The sequence below is a fragment of the Cytobacillus spongiae genome, assembly GCF_021390075.1.
The window spans coordinates 3997241-4013452 of sequence record NZ_CP089997.1 but is presented as its reverse complement, the minus strand read 5'-3'; the positions used below and the strand labels follow the sequence as shown (position 1 = coordinate 4013452).

Genomic DNA, 16212 nt, shown 5'->3' with positions numbered 1-16212 from the left:
TGGGGTTGTATCATGAGCATTCCACAATTGACTATTGGGCACATGCTTCCAAAATTTCCAATTATACAAGGTGGCATGGGAGTAGGTATCTCTTTAAGTGGCTTAGCAGCAGCGGTAGCAAGCGCTGGAGGAATCGGGATTATTTCAGGTACAGGGATTTCTGTAGAGGAGCTAAGAGAACATATCAGGAAGGCAAAGAGTACGGTTAAGAACAGCGGTTATATTGGAGTTAATGTACTGTTCGCTATGAACGATTTCGCGGAAAAAATGAAGGCAGCAATCGAAGAAAAGGTGGATTTTATTATATCTGGAGCCGGTATATCTAGAGATATGTATGCATGGGGAAAAGAAGCCAATATTCCTGTTATATCAATTGTTTCTTCTGCCAAGCTTGCCAAGCTTTCCGAACGACTTGGTGCAGCTGCAGTAGTTGTAGAAGGGGTTGAAGCAGGAGGACACTTAGGAACCGACAGACCCTTGTTTGATATCTTGCCGGAGGTGGTGGAAGCCGTTCGTATTCCAGTTATTGCTGCTGGAGGTATTCTAACAGGAAAAGATTTGAAACGTGCTCTTTCATTAGGGGCAGCTGGAGTACAAATGGGCACAAGGTTTGTAGCAAGTGTGGAATGTGATGCACCTTTGGCATTTAAAGAAAAATACGTTCTAGCCCAAGAGCAAGACACCGTGTTTGTTAAAACGTCAGTAGGGCTCCAAGGTCGAGCGATCAAAAATCACTTCATAGACCTTATTTCAGATGACAAGAAAGTGAAAATTAAGGAATGTATCAAATGCTTAAAAAACTGTTCCTATCGTTTTTGCACTCTAGACTCGCTTATAACATCCATGAAAGGAGATTGCGAGAACGGACTTGTATTTGCTGGTGCCAGAGTTCATGAAATTAAAGACATATTACCTGTAAAAACAATTATCCAAAACGTCATGAATGAATACGAAGCTTCGGTCTAATCTATCCAAGGTAGAACAGGCGGAGACTACTAAAAAGACATGAATGGTTTACGAGCTTTTCCTTTTAGTATGTACAAAAATGAAGGTGTGCTTTTTAGAAGATAGTAAGACGCGATCCTTTTTCCATATGCTAACCATACAATTGGTTTCGTTATTTAATTCTATACTTTATTTGACCGTCCTTGCAGAGTAGCTAAAGAATGAACGCAGTGGGTGTGGGCGGACGGAGGGCCAGGTACCTTGTCCCGATTAAAACTGGGACGGTGAACCTGACCCCTTGTCCCGAACCTGACCCCTTGTCCCGTTACCATTCCTTAGGCTCATAATCTAATTCATGAAATAGTTGCTTTTTTTCTTTTTTCGATAAGTCTCTCCATTGTCCAACGGGAAGGTTTCCTAAATGAATGTTCATAATTCGTGTTCGTTGCAGTCTGTGAACTTCATATCCAAGTGCCTCACACATACGGCGAATTTGGCGGTTTAAGCCTTGAGTAAGAATGATCTTAAACTCATAATTGGAAATCTGCTCAACTTTACAAGGTAACGTCTTCGTACCCAAGATTTTTACTCCACTGGCCATATGGTTTAGAAATTCAGGGGTAATTCGCTTATCTACTGTAACCAAATACTCTTTCTCGTGCTTATTTTCAGATCGCAAAATTTCATTTACGATATCGCCATCGTTTGTTAGGAGAATTAACCCGTCTGATTCTTTATCAAGCCGCCCGATATTAAATATTCTTAATGGGTGGTTAACTAAATCAACGATATTTCCTTTCACGTGTTTCTCTGTTGTACTAGTAATTCCAACCGGTTTATTTAAGGCAATGTAGACATAATTATTGGCTACTCTAATCTGGTTTCCACTAACACGCACATCGTCCCCCGGGTTAACTTGGCTCCCAATCTTGGCAACCTTCCCATTAATGGTGACTCTTCCTTCGCTAATTAGCTTATCTGCTCCGCGCCTAGAAGTTTTTCCAGACTCGCTTATAAATTTATTAATACGCATGTTTTCATACACCCTTAAAATAAATATTGTTCCTTTAGGATACGCTATTTCCACCCTATTTTCAAAGGCGAATCTAATTCTAAGTAACACATGATTGTAAGCTACCACTAGTAAGGGTGGTTCTTCTTATTCGAAAGCAATGCTTTCGAATCTCATGCTAGATTATGAAAAAATAATATGGCAGTGAGTGTTGGTTCTTTTTTATTAGCCCAATGCTGTTGCCACTTTCTTAAGAAAGTTCTTTCTTCGATGTTCTTTTCCCGTACTCGTGAGGGAACTATTGATCCACTTGACATTCTTCAGACCAACACCCTTCAAGGTGCTACGAATAAAAGTCCCTTTAATAGGATTACCTGCTACGAATCTTAAATACCAATTAGGCACCTCAGAAGTTGAAATGACAGTGGTTTTCTTAATAGATGTGAGCTGCCCTTTTAACCCAGTTTTGCCTTCTATATAGGCAAAGTTTTTTAACATGACCTTATCTATAAACCCTTTTAAAATAGCTGGCACATCATACCACCAGATAGGGAAAATAATGACAAGTTCATCACTATCCTTTAGCATGCGCTGATACTTAACGACTAGAGGATCTTTGGTTTGCCCTTTTGAATAAAGTGCCAAGTCAGATTCTCTCAGCACTGGATCGAAAGCGTCTTTGTTCAGGTCAATTACTTGGTAATCTTTCTTCTTGATTTCTAATTGTTTAATCGTTGTGTCCATAATGGCTTTATTGAAGCTACCGTGCCATGGATGAGCAAAAATGATCGTTGTCTTCAACTGTTTCACCCCTTTGTTTTTTTGAAAAAAAAATGCCCTTTCTCCCACTAGAGCAGCTATGAAATATTCATATTACGTTTTGTCAGGTATCTATTAGTCAGGAGTAGTGAGATTGTATATAGCTATACCAAGTATCAAAAAATGAGCAATTGTTTAAAATTGAACATTTGCTCAAATCCTACATCTGCAGTATAATTTGAGTATGAACCCGCGTCAATGGGTTTGGTAGGATTCATACAAACCGGCAATTTTGTATAAATAAAGGAGCATCTATATGTTGAAACAAGTGCCAAATAATACGAACTCCAAAAGATCAATTCATCTGTTAATTGATACCATGTTGGAATTAATGAGTGAAAAACACTTTGCAAACATTACCATATCAGAGCTTACCCGTAATGCAGGGCTGGCGAGAAACACTTTTTATGCCCACTTTAATACGAAAGAAGATGTATTATCTTTTCATATGTTTGAAGTATTTAGACAGAGAATCCGCTCGGCTTCTACGGAAATGAAGTTGGAGGATCTTGATTTTGACTTATTGTACTTTGAAATATGGGGGGAGAATTTGGAGCTGCTTCATCTGCTAAAAGAAAATGATCTACTCCCACTATTGAATCGATTCGAAGAGCATTTTGATCTACTTTGTAAAGAGTTTCAAATTTTTGAGAATTGTGATGTATCGAAAGAAGCAGAGAGTTATGCAAATGCTGTTTATGCAGATGCATTGGCAAGCATTGTGAAAAGATGGATGAAGACAGGCATGAAGGAGACGCCAACAGAGTTGAGCTGTATTTTTAAAGAGTTTATTCGAGGGACATAATTTCACTAATCAATTTTATTGATTCATTCCACAAAGGAAATAAAAACGACAATACAAAAGAGGACCATATATGATCTATATACTAATTTTGATTTTCATAGCGGTTTTCGCCGTTATAGCTTTTGTTACTATGCATCCGGTTTTTGGAGGAAAGCCTAGTAAAGATTTGTACAGCGAATTACCGAATTATTCGAATGGGAAATTTGTCAACCTAGAGCCTGTTAAGACGAGCATGAGTGCTTCTGAAATATATTCATTGATGAGAGATTCTTTAACAGGCAGGACAGATCGGAAGCCTGTTAGTCAAGTTCCTCTACATTCCATCAATTGGGGTCAGGTCAACGGGGAAGCAGATAGTGTCACCTGGTTTGGTCATTCGACCTTTTTACTTAGCATGGATACGAAAAAATTCCTTTTCGATCCCATGTTTGGATCGACTGCTTCGCCCGTTTCTTTTGCAGGTAGTAAACGATACAGTAAGGACTTACTGCCAATAATCGATGAATTACCGCCAATTGATGCAGTGTTTCTTACACATGATCATTACGATCATTTAGATTATCCATCGATCCTAAGGCTGAAAGGTAAGGTAAGTACGTTCTTTGTTCCTATCGGAGTAGGTGCCCATCTTGTTCGATGGGGTGTACAGAAAGAAAACATCCAAGAATTGAATTGGTGGGAGGAAATGGAATTCAAAGGGTTACAGGTTGCCTTGACTCCATCGAGACATTTCTCTGGAAGAAATCTCTTTAACCAAAACTCTACTTTATGGGGAGGCTGGGTGATCCTTGGCAACCAAACTCGCTTTTATACTAGCGGAGATGGTGGATTTGGGGAGCACTTTAAGGAAATTGGAAAGAAATATGGTCCATTTGACCTTACACTGATTGAAGGTGGTCAATATGATGTGCGTTGGCTAAATAGTCATATGACACCAGAGGAAGCGATTCAAGCACATAGAGATGTGAAAGGGAAAAATATGATGTTAATTCATTGGGGTGCCTTTACGCTTGCTTATCATGGCTGGAAAGAACCGGTGGAGCGGGTACTAATAGATTCCAAGAAGGCTAATGTAAACCTAATTACACCTAAGCTTGGTGAGACGGTTAACATAGGTGAAGAATGGCCCGTTCCATCGTCCAGGTGGTGGGAAATGTAGTCCAATCTACCCTCGTAGGATTTACTCTACGAGGGTAGAAGATGTTTTTAAGGTAATAGCAAGATTTTCCCCGTGCTTTTGCGGCTTTCAAGCAGCTTGTGTGCGTCTTGTCCATCCTTTAAACCAAAAGTAACAGGAGGCTGGATTGTTAATTGGTTCTCTTCAATCCATTGGAACAGTTGGTTGGATCGTTCGATTCTTTCTGATCTAGAAGTGAGGACGTTCCAAAGATCCCCACCTGTTAGCGTTTTGGAAGTGTCCATAAGCATTCTTGGATCGACGGGTTCTGGATCTCCACCAGCCATTCCGAAAAATACAACCGTCCCGCCAACTCGGGTAGCAGAAAAGCTCTTTGCTAACGTGGAACCAATCGACTCATAAATGACATCTGTTCCTTTATTGCCTGTGGATGTTACGATTTTATTTACCCAATCATCATGATATAAAAATACATCTTTTGCTCCTAACTTTCGGACGATGTCTGCTTTTTCTGAAGAAGACGTCAAACCAATCGCTTTTCCACCGAGAATCTGAACCATTTGTATTAAGAGTTGTCCAACACCACCCGCTGCTGCATGTATGACGGCGGTATCTCCAGACTTGATAGAATAGCTATCTTTTACGAGATAGTGGGCAGTCAAGCCTTGCAGAAGGACAGATGCCGCTGTTTCGAAGGAAATTCCATCTGGAAGAGGGATCGCTTTTTCAAAAGGGACAGCCACAAGCTCAGCATTTGCATGGGGAGCATCAGCAAATGCAATTCGATCGCCTACTTTGAGGGTGGTTACCATGCTTCCGATTTCTTCTACTACTCCTGCTCCCTCATAGCCAAGAATGTAAGGGGGATTACCTTGCAGATGATAGTTGCCTTTTCTTCGATAAATATCAGCAAAGTTTAATCCGATGGCTTTTGTTCTGACAAGTACTTCCTCTGGACCAACGACTGGTTCTTTTATTTCCTGATATTCTAATACTTCGGGGCCTCCAAATTGTTCAAATACTAATGCTTTCATACGGATTCCTCATTTCAAAATTAATTTCAACAGCGTTCACATCTCTCTGCTCAATAGTTCCTCAATAATAATAGTAATAATAGGAAGTACTTCGCTGAATGATCTACTCTCGAACATAGTAGAAGTATAGCTCGTAATATTCAGATGATACCCTATGCCTGTTTCAAAAACAAACACATCTGCTTGCTCCTAAAGAGAATGGATGAAACGGATGTTAATAGAATAATAGGGTCAAAGCGGTGTTTGGCTTTTTCATGAGCGGGTAAGTAAATTAATATTCACAGGTTCTCCTCTTATTGGGAGAGTCATGTGAAATAAGCAATGAGCTTTCCTTTAGCTTGGTCGAGAGGCTGCAAGTCTACGATAAAAATAGATATCTTTCTTATTGCAGCAGGTAAAAGAGTCACCAAGCAAACTATCGCGAGTGTGACCAAACCAGCGTATCGCTTCCTTGCATTTTTACGGAAGAAACATTTGTACTTACATGCTTGCACGTTTGGAGAAATGCATGATTAGGAGGAATTTCGAATGACAAAACAAATAGTAATGGTAGTGACCACTTCAGATCAAATGAACGAGGGTCATGCGACAGGCTTATGGCTTTCTGAGTTTGGTGAAGCATATGTAGAGTTTGCAAAGCAAGGCTATGAGATTACTGTTGCAAGTCCGAAAGGAGGAAAAGCTCCAGTAGATGAGCGAAGCCTCGAGGGGGACGTGCCTCAAGAAATTCTAGATACGGCAAAGCATCTTGAACATACTCTAAAGCTAGAAGACCTTACTGCTGGTGCTCTTTTTGATGCAGTTTTTCTACCTGGTGGACATGGAACGATGTTTGATTTCCCAGATCACACGAAACTTCATCAACTCGTTCGAGAAGCCTATGAAGGTGAAAAAGTAGTTGCTGCCGTATGTCATGGTCCTGCAGGATTAGTAGGAGTAACCTTATCGGATGGCACACCACTCGTTGCAGAAAAAACGATAACAGCTTTTACAAATGAGGAAGAGCGTGAAACGACACTAGATCGATTTATGCCATTCTTGCTCGAATCGCGCTTACGTGAACTTGGTGCAAATGTGAAGGTGAAAGGAAATTGGGCAAATCATGTGCAAGTTGATGGAAACCTAGTTACAGGACAAAATCCACAGTCCACCGTTTCCGTAGCAAAAGAAGTAGTAAATCAGTTGAAGAATAGATAGTTCTGGAGTTGAAAAAAAGACAAGTATGGCTCTCACAGCGGTGATAAAAGCAAATCAAGGATCTGAAAATAAGCTGGGAAAATGTTATAGGAAAGGGTGAAGCCTGCCCAAAATGAAACAGGCTGCATTCCTAGGTACCTGACCTCCACTGCTCTCATCAGTGGAGGTCTTTTGTTCTCGTAAGGAAACCATTCCTTAAGAGTACATCCTTAGATTATTGTGATATCTCCCTATTGGCACAACAGAAGGGGATCCTGAGACAGGGTCTGTCATTACCGTGCATTGGAGTCCGAAGATGTCTTCAATTAAAGCGCTCGTGATGACCTTTGCTGGCTCTCCTTCTGAGGCAAGGGACCCTTTATGAAGGGCAAAAATATGGTCTGCATAACGTGCCGACAAGTTAATATCATGCAGGACCATTACAATGGTGGTTCCACGCTTTCGATTAAGGTCAGTTAACAGATCGAGTATTTCGACTTGATAAGTAATATCTAGATAGGTAGTCGGTTCATCCAAAAACAGGATATCTGTTTGTTGAGCCAATGCCATGGCAATCCAGACACGCTGTCTTTGACCACCGGATAGCTCGTCAATACTTCTGTCAGCAAATTCAGTGATTTTCATAATATCCATGGCTTCAGCAACCGCTTCATAATCCTTTTTCGTCCACCCCTTCAGAAAGGTTTGATGGGGGTATCTCCCGCGCCCAACTAGATCTGCAACGGTTATTCCTTCAGGGACAATAGGTGATTGTGGCAAAAGCCCTAATACACGAGCAAGCTGTTTTGGAGGAACTTTATTAATAGGCTTCCCGTCTAATGTTACCTGCCCAGCAGTTGGTTTAATAAGCCTAGCCATTGTTTTTAATAGAGTAGATTTTCCGCAACCATTTGCTCCAATAATAATGCTTATTTGATTGCTTGGAATAGAAATACTTACATCATGAAGAATCGTTTTATTTTCATAGCCTGCTGTGATTTGTTCGGCTTGAATAGTATGTGTCGGTTTCATTATAAATCTCCCTTTCGATTCATTCGGATTAGCAGGTAGATCAAGTAAGGGCCACCAATAATACCTGTAATAACTCCTACAGGGTATCTTGAAACAAATGCGAATTGCCCAACAAGATCGGATGCTAATACTAAAATGATGCCAACAAGACCTGCAGGAATAATAGTCGAAAATCCAACACCAACTAGTCTTTTAGCAATTGGTCCAGAAAGGAATGCGATGAAGGCAATCGGTCCTGTTGAAGCGGTTGCTAAGGCAAGAATAAGGACAGAACTAACAATGAGAATGAATCTAGTCTTATCCGTGTCAATCCCTAGTGAGGTAGCAGCCTGCTCTCCAAGTTCTAGCATTTCTAATTGCTTGCTCATAAAGATGATGATCGGCACAAACAGGAGAACCGTTAGTATTAACGGATAGAGATTTTCTACTTTCGCCCCATTTAAACTTCCACTCAGCCATCTTAAGGCGGCAGGAATATCATGAACTCGCCCGATAAGAATTAAATAAGAGATGACAGCTGTTAACATGGCTTGTATCCCAATACCGATTAAGATTAATCTCCCAATAGCAAAGGATGTACCTTTAGATAATAAATAGATAACGAATACGGTAGCAAGGCCTCCAGCTACAGATGCAATAGAAACCATTGTATTACTTAGATGAAGAACAATAATACAAAATACAGCAGCTGCACTCGATCCCGCGGTAATTCCAATGACATTCGGATTTGCGAGCGGATTCCGTAACATCGTTTGAAAAACAGTCCCAGCAATTCCGAAAGCAAACCCTGCAAAGAGACCGGCAATCATCCGAGGAAATCTGATTGTCCCAACCGCAAATGAAGCGCCTTTTACTTGTTCTCCAAGCAATACGCGAATGACATCCTGAATGGGATAGATGGTATTTCCTAATAGGAGCATTGCCCAGCAAAGAATAAATGCAATGATTGCAAGTAGAGAAGTTACGAGTACATAGCGACGGCGTCTATTTTTTCTGCCTATCATAATAAGGTTGATCGTTTCATTCATCATAATGCACGCATTTTCGCTTTCATTGTAATTAAGATTAAGATGGGAGCCCCAATAAAGGCGGTCACGATTCCAACTTCAAGCTCACCTGGACTTCCGAGTAACCGGCCACATACATCAGAAATAGTTAAGATGATCGCACCTGTTAATGCGGATAACGGAATAATGTAACGTAAATCTGGACCGATTAATAGTCGAATCACATGTGTAGCGAGTAGTCCGATAAAGCCGATAGGCCCAGCAAGTGCTGTGGCTGCTCCACATAATAAAACTCCACCGAATGCAGCAATGAGTCGAATGGTTCCAGTCCTCACTCCTAGCCCTGTAGCAGCCTCATCCCCTAAAGCAAGTGCGTTGAGTGCTGGAGCCGTGAATAATGCAATTAAAATTCCAACAATTAAAAAAGGAACTAATGTGGAGACGGAACTCCAGTTTCCTGATCCAACACTGCCTACCTGCCAAAATCTGAACTGGTCCATAACGTTTGAGCGTGGAATCATGATGGCAATTACTAAAGATGATAAGGCTGCACTAGTTGCAGCACCCGCTAAAACGAGTTTAAGGGGCGTGGCACCGCCACTCCCCATTGAACCAATTCCGTAAACAAAAATGGCAGTAATGATTGCTCCCGCTAGTGCAAGCCAAATATATTGGCTTGCTGTACTAATGTTCAAGAAGGATATTCCACAAACTACAAAGAGTGATGCACCTGTGTTTACTCCTAATATACTAGGATCTGCAATAGGATTACGAGTGACAGACTGCATAAGAGCCCCAGATACTCCTAATGCAGCACCACACATGAGACTAAATACAGTTCTAGCAATTCTTTGGCGTACGACATTTGCTCCATGATACTGGGCTTCAGGGTGGAATAAACCATCGACAAGTTCATTCCATCCTACTGAACGTGATCCAAAGCCAAGAGAAGCTAATACACCTAATCCAAGTAATACACAAATGAGGAACAGAACTCGAATGAAATTTTCCGGAATAAGTAACTGCTTATTTTTTGTAACGGATACATTTTCCATCCTATTCAGACTTGCTAGCAGCTTCTGAGAGTAATTTTAGGTATTCATCAATAGAATACTCAATAGCAAGAGGTGCTGGATTTAATGCTGCTGCTAGTGGCGTGTTATCCCCAACAACAACAACTGAACCTCTTTGAACTGCTGGAATTTTTCCGATAATTGGGTCGGCTTGTAATGCTTTTAATGTATTTTCATCACCATAAGTTACAAATAGATCTAAGTCATTTAGGATATCAGCATTTTCAGCACTTAACTCTAAATAGAAGCTGTTTTCATCTGTCATCTGACTAGTAATACTTTCTGGATATACCATTCCTAGCTCAGTCATGAACTCACCACGCGGATCAGTTGGTGTGTAAACATAGAATTTTGATAGATCAGCAGCTGAAAAACTAGCAAACGCAGCTTTTTTTCCTTTTAATTCAGCATGCTCATTAGCTTTTTCAGAAATTAGCTTTTCAATATCGGCAAGCAACTGCTTACCTTCTTCTTCCATTCCCATACCCATTGAATTAAACTTAATTTGATCGCGCCATGAGGTTACCCATGGAGTTTCTTGATATGCAACAACTGGAGCAATTTCGCTTAATGTATCATATTCTTCTTGCGTAATCCCAGAGTATGCAGCTAGAATCACATCTGGTTCTGAATCAGCAATCGCTTCAAAATCTAATCCGTCAGTATCTTGATAGATATTCGGATTTTCTTCACCAAGCTCTTTTAATTTCTCTGCCGTCCAAGGTAACATTCCGCTTTCATCTTGAACGCCGTAGTTTGCAGCAGAAAAACCTACAGGTACTACACCAAGAGATAGAGCAACATCATGGTTAGACCATGCAATAGTAGCAACACGCTCTGGCTTCTCCTCAATAACAGTCTCACCAAATGCATGCTTGATTGTAATTGGGTATTGAGCATTCGACTCTTCTGACCCTGTTTGTTCCGGCTTAGATTCTTCCGTTTTTGAACCTTTTTCCTCACTTGAGCAACCGACAAGTGCAACCATAAGAATGGCTAATAGTAATGTACGAATAAATGGAAACTTTCTTTTTGTATTCATTATGTATCCTTCCCTATCTTCACTTATTTGATAATGATTATCATTATTACTATACACATAATATAAGTTCAAAATGGTAGGTTGTCAATAGAATAATAGGAATGAAGCTTGAATAGCTCCAATTGTGGTTAGAAGTGTGGTAAAAAAGAAGGAAACTTTCACTTAATTGTTGAAGAATGAAAAGAAGATTCTTAGGTAGGAGGAACCCAAATGAAACAAACTCATCCAGTATATGAGGATTTTCCGCTGAAGGCATACGACAAAATTAGGTATGCAGACACAGATCGCCAGGGGCACGTAAATAATGCTCTTTTTTCAACCTTTTTAGAAACAGGCAGGACCGAGCTTCTTTATGCAAATGAGCCATTGCATGATAAAGGAGCTTCATTTGTCATTGCGAGTCAAAAGCTAGAGTTAATAGCTGAGATACACTGGCCAGGTACCGTTGAAATAGGGACGGCAATTAGAAAAATCGGCAACAGCTCCTTGTCTTTATTTCAAGGAATCTATCAAGATGGAAAGCTATCAGCTGTCGCGGATACTGTAATCGTTCAAATGGACGACCAAACTCGAAAATCGAAACCATTGTCCGTTGAATCGAAAGAGCGTCTACTGCCATACGTAGTTGAAACTGAATAAAGAGGGATAACGAAATGGATATTTTTATTAGGAAATTACGTGAGCAAGATGCTGAGGAATTATTTCAGTTTGAGCTTCAGAACCGAACCTTCTTTGAAAAAATGGTTCCAAGCAGAGGAGAAGAATATTACGAATATGAAACGTTTTGTTTAAGGCACCAAGAGTTATTAGTCGAACAAGAAAGTGAGAAATCTTCCTTTTTTCTAATTATAAACAATTCCAACCAAATTGTTGGAAGAATCAACTTAGTTGATATCGATCCAGTTATAGGGATCGCTCATATTGGCTATCGCGTCGGAGAAGGGTTTACACGAAAAGGAATCGCTAGTATAGCATTGGGACTTTTACTAGAAACTGCTTCTACATATGGGCTGAAGAAGCTGCATGCTAAAACAACACTGGAGAATAGGGCTTCTCAAAAGGTGTTAGTGAAAAGTGGTTTTTATCCCGTTTTATTTGAGAACGAACGAGATCAAGGGGAGTTTGTACATTATATATTCGAATATTGATATATAAAAGTAACCCCTAGATATTATATCAGGGGGTTCTTTCATCCACGACTAGTTCACTCATTAATGCATGCATATTTCCTTCAGTATCTTGGAAGAATACCATCCATGTCTCGGTATTCTCTTTTTTGGCTATAAGATGTGGTTGGCCGATAAAGTGAACATCCTTCGAAGTTAGTTCTTCGAAAGTCGCGTTCATATCGGACACCTGAAAATAGATGACTGAGCTAGCATGGGCAAATGTTTCATTTTCGGGTATCGTCAACATAATTCGCATTCCATCACAATCAAAGAATGCCATTGAATCTGTATGAAATAAAAGAGAAAGACCTAATTTTTGTTGGTAGAATTCTAGTGCACGGTTTAAGTCTTTTACAGGGACTCCAATTTGTCCCACTTTTTTTATGATTGTGTGTTTCATAAAAATCTCCCTTCAATTACTATATTCTGAATGGTTGATGTTGGTCCATGCTGAAGTTTTTTTGTGGATGTATATCTACCTAGTAAATAATAGACGTCATTATCAGAAAATACAAACTTTTTAAAAGAGGAAACTTCCATGCTGTTGATAAAGTAGAATTTTTTCATAATCATTTTACTAATTCTTGACGATTGTAAACAAATGCGGTATGTTAATCTCAATAGTAAATATGTTTCTCCTAAAGGGGAGTAGCTTTTACAGCAAAGTCGTCAATTCAGAGTTTCGGCTCTCGGCTTTGTTGGCAACATTTACAGTTGTTAGCAAGACCTTTACCAGTTGGTAGAGGTCTTTTCTGTTTAAAAAACCTTTACCAACAAAATTGGTGAAGGTTTTTTCTTTTTACTGGCGTCAATCATTGAAAATAAAAAAAATTAAATAGATGGAGGAATGGAACTATGAAAAAAGCAAAAACATCGTTAACGGAGTTATTAAAGAAAAATAGAGAAGAGCTTCTAAAGGATAAGGAACAGCTCGAGAAGATTGAGAAGCGGATTGAGGAAAAGTATATCGCTGCTAAAATGGGTAACATGTAACGCAGCTTCTCGAAAATAAATAAGAATGAAGAAAGGAAGAATCCGAGTGTAAAAAATCGCCTTCTTACATGTTATTACATTATAAGGAGAAACGATTTTAATTGAAAAAACAATTGCGTAATATCTTTATTACGTTCACTTTAATGACCATCATTGAAACCTCTTATATGGCGATGATACAGGAGGATCGAAAAAACCCTCCTCGCTTTCAAAGCAGTATCGTTTCAACGATTCAAAGCTATTCCAAAAGTGTCTGACCACGAGGCAGGAAATAATAACCTGCCGCCGGGGTTCGGCGCTTTTTTTATAATCTTTTTAACATTCAATCCCTTTTCTTTACATACTTTATGATAGGATATAAATAGGAAAAAGGTCTGATGGAGGTTGACCGATGAATTGGATTGATCCTTATCTATTTTTGCTAACGATTCTTGGGATTGGTGTTCTAGTTTTATCCCTTGCACTTCTGCGTCCTCCAAGAAAACTATCGAGAACTTTGCTCGCATGTACAGCAGGACTAACAGGTTTTTTTATCTTATTAACGGTATTAGAGCTAGTGGTTGATCAGCGTGATCTTATGATTGTTTTGCGTAATATTCAGCAAATCCCACTCATCGTGACTCCAATCATGATGTTAGGCTATGCGAAAGAACTACACCAGGAAGATACACGGAAGACAATTTGGCTTATGGGAGTTGTCGCCATACCGTCCATTATCGATCTCCTTCTGCTTTTTACAGACTCATATCACGGGTTCATGCGAGAAAGTATAACAATCAAGTCGATATGGAACTATACAGAAGTATCCGTTCAGTCTACTACTCTAAATGCGTTTTTAGGTGCGTATTCCTTTGTAATCTCAGTGGTCACCATGTTTGTATTAATTCGGAATATGTTCGATGTACCTGCCCACTACAGAAAGATATACTGGGTGTCAGCTCTAATTATCGCATTGCCAATTGTGTCCATTATTACGATTCCGCTTCTATTACCTTTCGAAATTCCAGCCGTATTTGCTTTATCATATGGCTCAATGGCAATGCTGTTAATTCTCGTCAATAAACGGATGGATTTCAATGCGGTATGGCCCGTTTCCAGGCATGAAATTTTGGAAAATTTATCTGAGGGAATTATATTGGTCGATCAACGGGGGAAAATTATTGAATTAAATCAAGCAAGCTACCAAGTAATTAAACGTCTTTTCACAACAAACGAACTTCCTTCTGTTATTTATCAGCCAGTACAGTCCGTTTTTCCAAATGTTACTCCTCTTATTGATGCACTTAGCATGGAAGGGGATACTGCTTTTGAATATGAGCAGGATGGTTATTACTTTGATGTTCAAATAAAAATTCTAGGAAAAAAATCGAATCGTCTACGACTAGTGGTTTGGATGGATGTAACGGATAAAAAATTGACTGAGCTTCAATTAAAGGAGTTAGCAGAGAAGGATTCATTAACGAAGCTAGCAACGAGAGAAGTGTTCATTTCTTCTTATAATAAACTACTAGGCACAGAAGAAGGTTATTTTTTAGTCATGGATATAGACCATTTCAAATTATTTAATGATCGTTACGGTCATTTAGTCGGAGACAAAGTATTGAAATTTGTTGCAAGGTTACTGGAGCATCATTTCGAAGGCAGCTTAATGACACGGTTAGGTGGCGAAGAATTTGGTGTTATCATTCAAAGTCATATCGACAAAACGATGAAAGCAGCCGAAGAATTTCAAGCTGAACTTAAGAATCAAAGTCGTCAAATTGATTATTCTATTGAAGAGGAAGTAACAGTCAGCATTGGAATTTGCCAACTAAGTCCTAATGAATCTTTTGAAAGGATTTACCAAAAAGCAGACCAAGCGATGTATAAGGTAAAAGACGAGGGGCGTGACAGCATCCGAGTTTGTTCATAATTAAGAAGAATAAAGTGCATGCCCGCTACTAGCTAGGGATCATGCACTCTTCCCTATGAATTTCTCAATACGGTAATGAACCCATCGAGAATTTCGTGGCTTATGTGAAATCCTTTTGATTGGTAAAATTGAAGAGCTTCGTCATTGCCGTTTGAAACGTAGATGAATATATCCTCAATTTCTTCAAATGAGTTCATCCATTTCATGGACTCGTTGAAGAGAACGCTACCGATCCCTTTTCCGCGATACCCTTCCTGAATATAAAACTGCGATAGACACCCGACGGTATCCCCAGCAACTGAATCCATATCAAAGAACTTACCAAAAGTACCAGATTCATAGACCCTCTTATCACAAATATTTGAATAAGCATATGCAACAACATGACCCTCGTCTTTTGCCACAATGACAAAATTGTCCCGAGCTAAACGAATAGATGGAAGCAAACGGGTTTCAAAAGACATCTGATCGAAACGTTCAGGGGTGATGCTCGCTTTTGTTTTTTGAAATGCCATTAGTTCGTTGCATAAACCCTTTATTAAGGAAATATTATCTTCAGGTAAGATGATATAAGTAATAGCCATGAAATTTCGCTCCTTTAATTGGATAATCTCCATCCTATTCATTTACAATTTTACCAATATTATAGATGGTTGCAATCTAAAATTGAGTGGTGGTAAAACGATCATGCAAGGTGAGCTGCTTAATTTTCATTAATAAAGATAAAGAACTTACCTATGAGGAGTATAAGAGGATAGAGGATGAAGACGAGTCTAAGAATATGGATTTCAAAGATTATGCTAATTGCCAAAAATGGGTAAAAAGCCATGGTAATAAGTGCTGCAAATTTAGTGTATTGAATGGCTGCTTTTGAGATTTCGGGCTTCTCTTTATACATCCACCTTCTTCCTAATAATATACTCTCCTCAGGAAAATATAAGGTCCAAAGTGCAAAGCCAAATATCGGAATCGACAGTACTACTGTGAAAAAAATGGTGACAAACATTCCTTATTCTCCTTGTAAAAATGTCTTTCCTTTCATACGTTTATATTCG

19 protein-coding genes are annotated in these 16212 nt (G+C 39.4%); 9 read left to right on the top strand and 10 right to left on the bottom strand.

The window, feature by feature from the left end:
- The first annotated feature begins 12 nt into the window (after nt 1-12).
- Nucleotides 13-966 carry an NAD(P)H-dependent flavin oxidoreductase gene (locus LS684_RS20095; RefSeq protein ID WP_233808797.1) on the top strand — a complete coding sequence of 318 codons (954 nt, stop codon included), beginning with the start codon at nt 13-15 and terminating at the stop codon, nt 964-966.
- Nucleotides 967-1270: 304 nt separating this feature from the next.
- Here LS684_RS20095 and rluF read toward each other — a convergent pair whose 3' ends face one another.
- Together rluF and LS684_RS20085 are read right to left on the bottom strand one after the other, a co-directional pair.
- A complete protein-coding gene (rluF, locus tag LS684_RS20090; protein ID WP_233808795.1) occupies nt 1271-1978 on the bottom strand; it encodes a 23S rRNA pseudouridine(2604) synthase RluF in 708 nt (235 codons plus the stop codon).
- A 204-nt stretch (nt 1979-2182) separates the two neighbouring features.
- A complete protein-coding gene (locus LS684_RS20085; protein ID WP_233808793.1) occupies nt 2183-2758 on the bottom strand; it encodes an NAD(P)H-dependent oxidoreductase in 576 nt (191 codons plus the stop codon).
- 274 nt (nt 2759-3032) lie between these two features.
- Between LS684_RS20085 and LS684_RS20080 the strand changes: the two genes are divergently transcribed.
- Nucleotides 3033-3581: a TetR/AcrR family transcriptional regulator gene (locus LS684_RS20080; RefSeq protein WP_233808791.1), complete on the top strand. Its 549-nt coding sequence runs from the start codon at nt 3033-3035 to the stop codon at nt 3579-3581.
- A gap of 70 nt (nt 3582-3651) precedes the next feature.
- Nucleotides 3652-4740: an MBL fold metallo-hydrolase gene (locus LS684_RS20075; protein ID WP_233808789.1), complete on the top strand. Its 1089-nt coding sequence runs from the start codon at nt 3652-3654 to the stop codon at nt 4738-4740.
- A gap of 47 nt (nt 4741-4787) precedes the next feature.
- Here LS684_RS20075 and LS684_RS20070 read toward each other — a convergent pair whose 3' ends face one another.
- Nucleotides 4788-5753, bottom strand: a complete 966-nt coding sequence (locus tag LS684_RS20070; RefSeq protein ID WP_233808787.1) for a quinone oxidoreductase family protein — start codon at nt 5751-5753, stop codon at nt 4788-4790.
- Between the two features lie 528 nt (nt 5754-6281).
- Between LS684_RS20070 and LS684_RS20065 the strand changes: the two genes are divergently transcribed.
- Complete coding sequence (locus LS684_RS20065; RefSeq protein ID WP_233808785.1) at nt 6282-6950, top strand: type 1 glutamine amidotransferase domain-containing protein; 669 nt, start codon at nt 6282-6284, stop codon at nt 6948-6950.
- Between the two features lie 195 nt (nt 6951-7145).
- Here the strand turns inward: LS684_RS20065 and LS684_RS20060 are convergent, their stop codons facing one another.
- From LS684_RS20060 to LS684_RS20045, 4 genes are read right to left on the bottom strand one after another with little or no spacing between them, the layout of a single operon-like run.
- Nucleotides 7146-7961: an ABC transporter ATP-binding protein gene (locus LS684_RS20060; protein WP_233808783.1), complete on the bottom strand. Its 816-nt coding sequence runs from the start codon at nt 7959-7961 to the stop codon at nt 7146-7148.
- The gene (locus LS684_RS20055) at nt 7961-8992 is read right to left on the bottom strand and encodes a FecCD family ABC transporter permease (RefSeq protein WP_233808781.1); all 1032 of its coding nucleotides are present in this window, start codon (nt 8990-8992) and stop codon (nt 7961-7963) included. Before LS684_RS20055 ends, LS684_RS20060 begins: the two co-directional genes overlap by 1 nt.
- Nucleotides 8989-10023, bottom strand: coding sequence for a FecCD family ABC transporter permease (locus tag LS684_RS20050; RefSeq protein ID WP_233808779.1), 1035 nt, complete (start codon nt 10021-10023; stop codon nt 8989-8991). The genes LS684_RS20055 and LS684_RS20050 overlap by 4 nt, the downstream gene beginning before the upstream one ends.
- Nucleotide 10024: 1 nt before the next feature.
- The gene (locus LS684_RS20045) at nt 10025-11083 is read right to left on the bottom strand and encodes an iron-siderophore ABC transporter substrate-binding protein (RefSeq protein WP_233808776.1); all 1059 of its coding nucleotides are present in this window, start codon (nt 11081-11083) and stop codon (nt 10025-10027) included.
- A 210-nt stretch (nt 11084-11293) separates the two neighbouring features.
- Here LS684_RS20045 and LS684_RS20040 point away from each other — a divergent pair, with 210 nt between their 5' ends.
- The gene (locus tag LS684_RS20040) at nt 11294-11722 is read left to right on the top strand and encodes an acyl-CoA thioesterase (protein WP_233808774.1); all 429 of its coding nucleotides are present in this window, start codon (nt 11294-11296) and stop codon (nt 11720-11722) included.
- Between the two features lie 14 nt (nt 11723-11736).
- Nucleotides 11737-12231 (top strand): GNAT family N-acetyltransferase, encoded by a 495-nt coding sequence (locus LS684_RS20035; protein WP_233808772.1) that lies wholly within the window; start codon nt 11737-11739, stop codon nt 12229-12231.
- A gap of 28 nt (nt 12232-12259) precedes the next feature.
- Here LS684_RS20035 and LS684_RS20030 read toward each other — a convergent pair whose 3' ends face one another.
- On the bottom strand, nt 12260-12652 hold the full coding sequence (locus tag LS684_RS20030) for a VOC family protein (protein WP_233808770.1): 393 nt from the start codon (nt 12650-12652) through the stop codon (nt 12260-12262).
- Between the two features lie 455 nt (nt 12653-13107).
- On the opposite strand from LS684_RS20030, the gene LS684_RS20025 reads away from it, so the two are divergent.
- From LS684_RS20025 to LS684_RS20015, 3 genes are all read left to right on the top strand, one after another.
- On the top strand, nt 13108-13245 hold the full coding sequence (locus LS684_RS20025; protein WP_233808768.1) for an FbpB family small basic protein: 138 nt from the start codon (nt 13108-13110) through the stop codon (nt 13243-13245).
- Nucleotides 13246-13346: 101 nt separating this feature from the next.
- Nucleotides 13347-13502: a hypothetical protein gene (locus LS684_RS20020; RefSeq protein ID WP_233808766.1), complete on the top strand. Its 156-nt coding sequence runs from the start codon at nt 13347-13349 to the stop codon at nt 13500-13502.
- A gap of 134 nt (nt 13503-13636) precedes the next feature.
- Nucleotides 13637-15157 carry a histidine kinase N-terminal 7TM domain-containing diguanylate cyclase gene (locus tag LS684_RS20015; RefSeq protein WP_233808764.1) on the top strand — a complete coding sequence of 507 codons (1521 nt, stop codon included), beginning with the start codon at nt 13637-13639 and terminating at the stop codon, nt 15155-15157.
- A 53-nt stretch (nt 15158-15210) separates the two neighbouring features.
- Here the strand turns inward: LS684_RS20015 and LS684_RS20010 are convergent, their stop codons facing one another.
- Together LS684_RS20010 and LS684_RS20005 are read right to left on the bottom strand one after the other, a co-directional pair.
- Entirely contained in the window at nt 15211-15741 is a 531-nt protein-coding gene (locus LS684_RS20010) for a GNAT family N-acetyltransferase (protein ID WP_233808762.1), read from the bottom strand.
- Nucleotides 15742-15860: 119 nt separating this feature from the next.
- Entirely contained in the window at nt 15861-16163 is a 303-nt protein-coding gene (locus LS684_RS20005; protein WP_233808760.1) for a DUF6199 family natural product biosynthesis protein, read from the bottom strand.
- Nucleotides 16164-16212 lie beyond the last annotated feature (49 nt).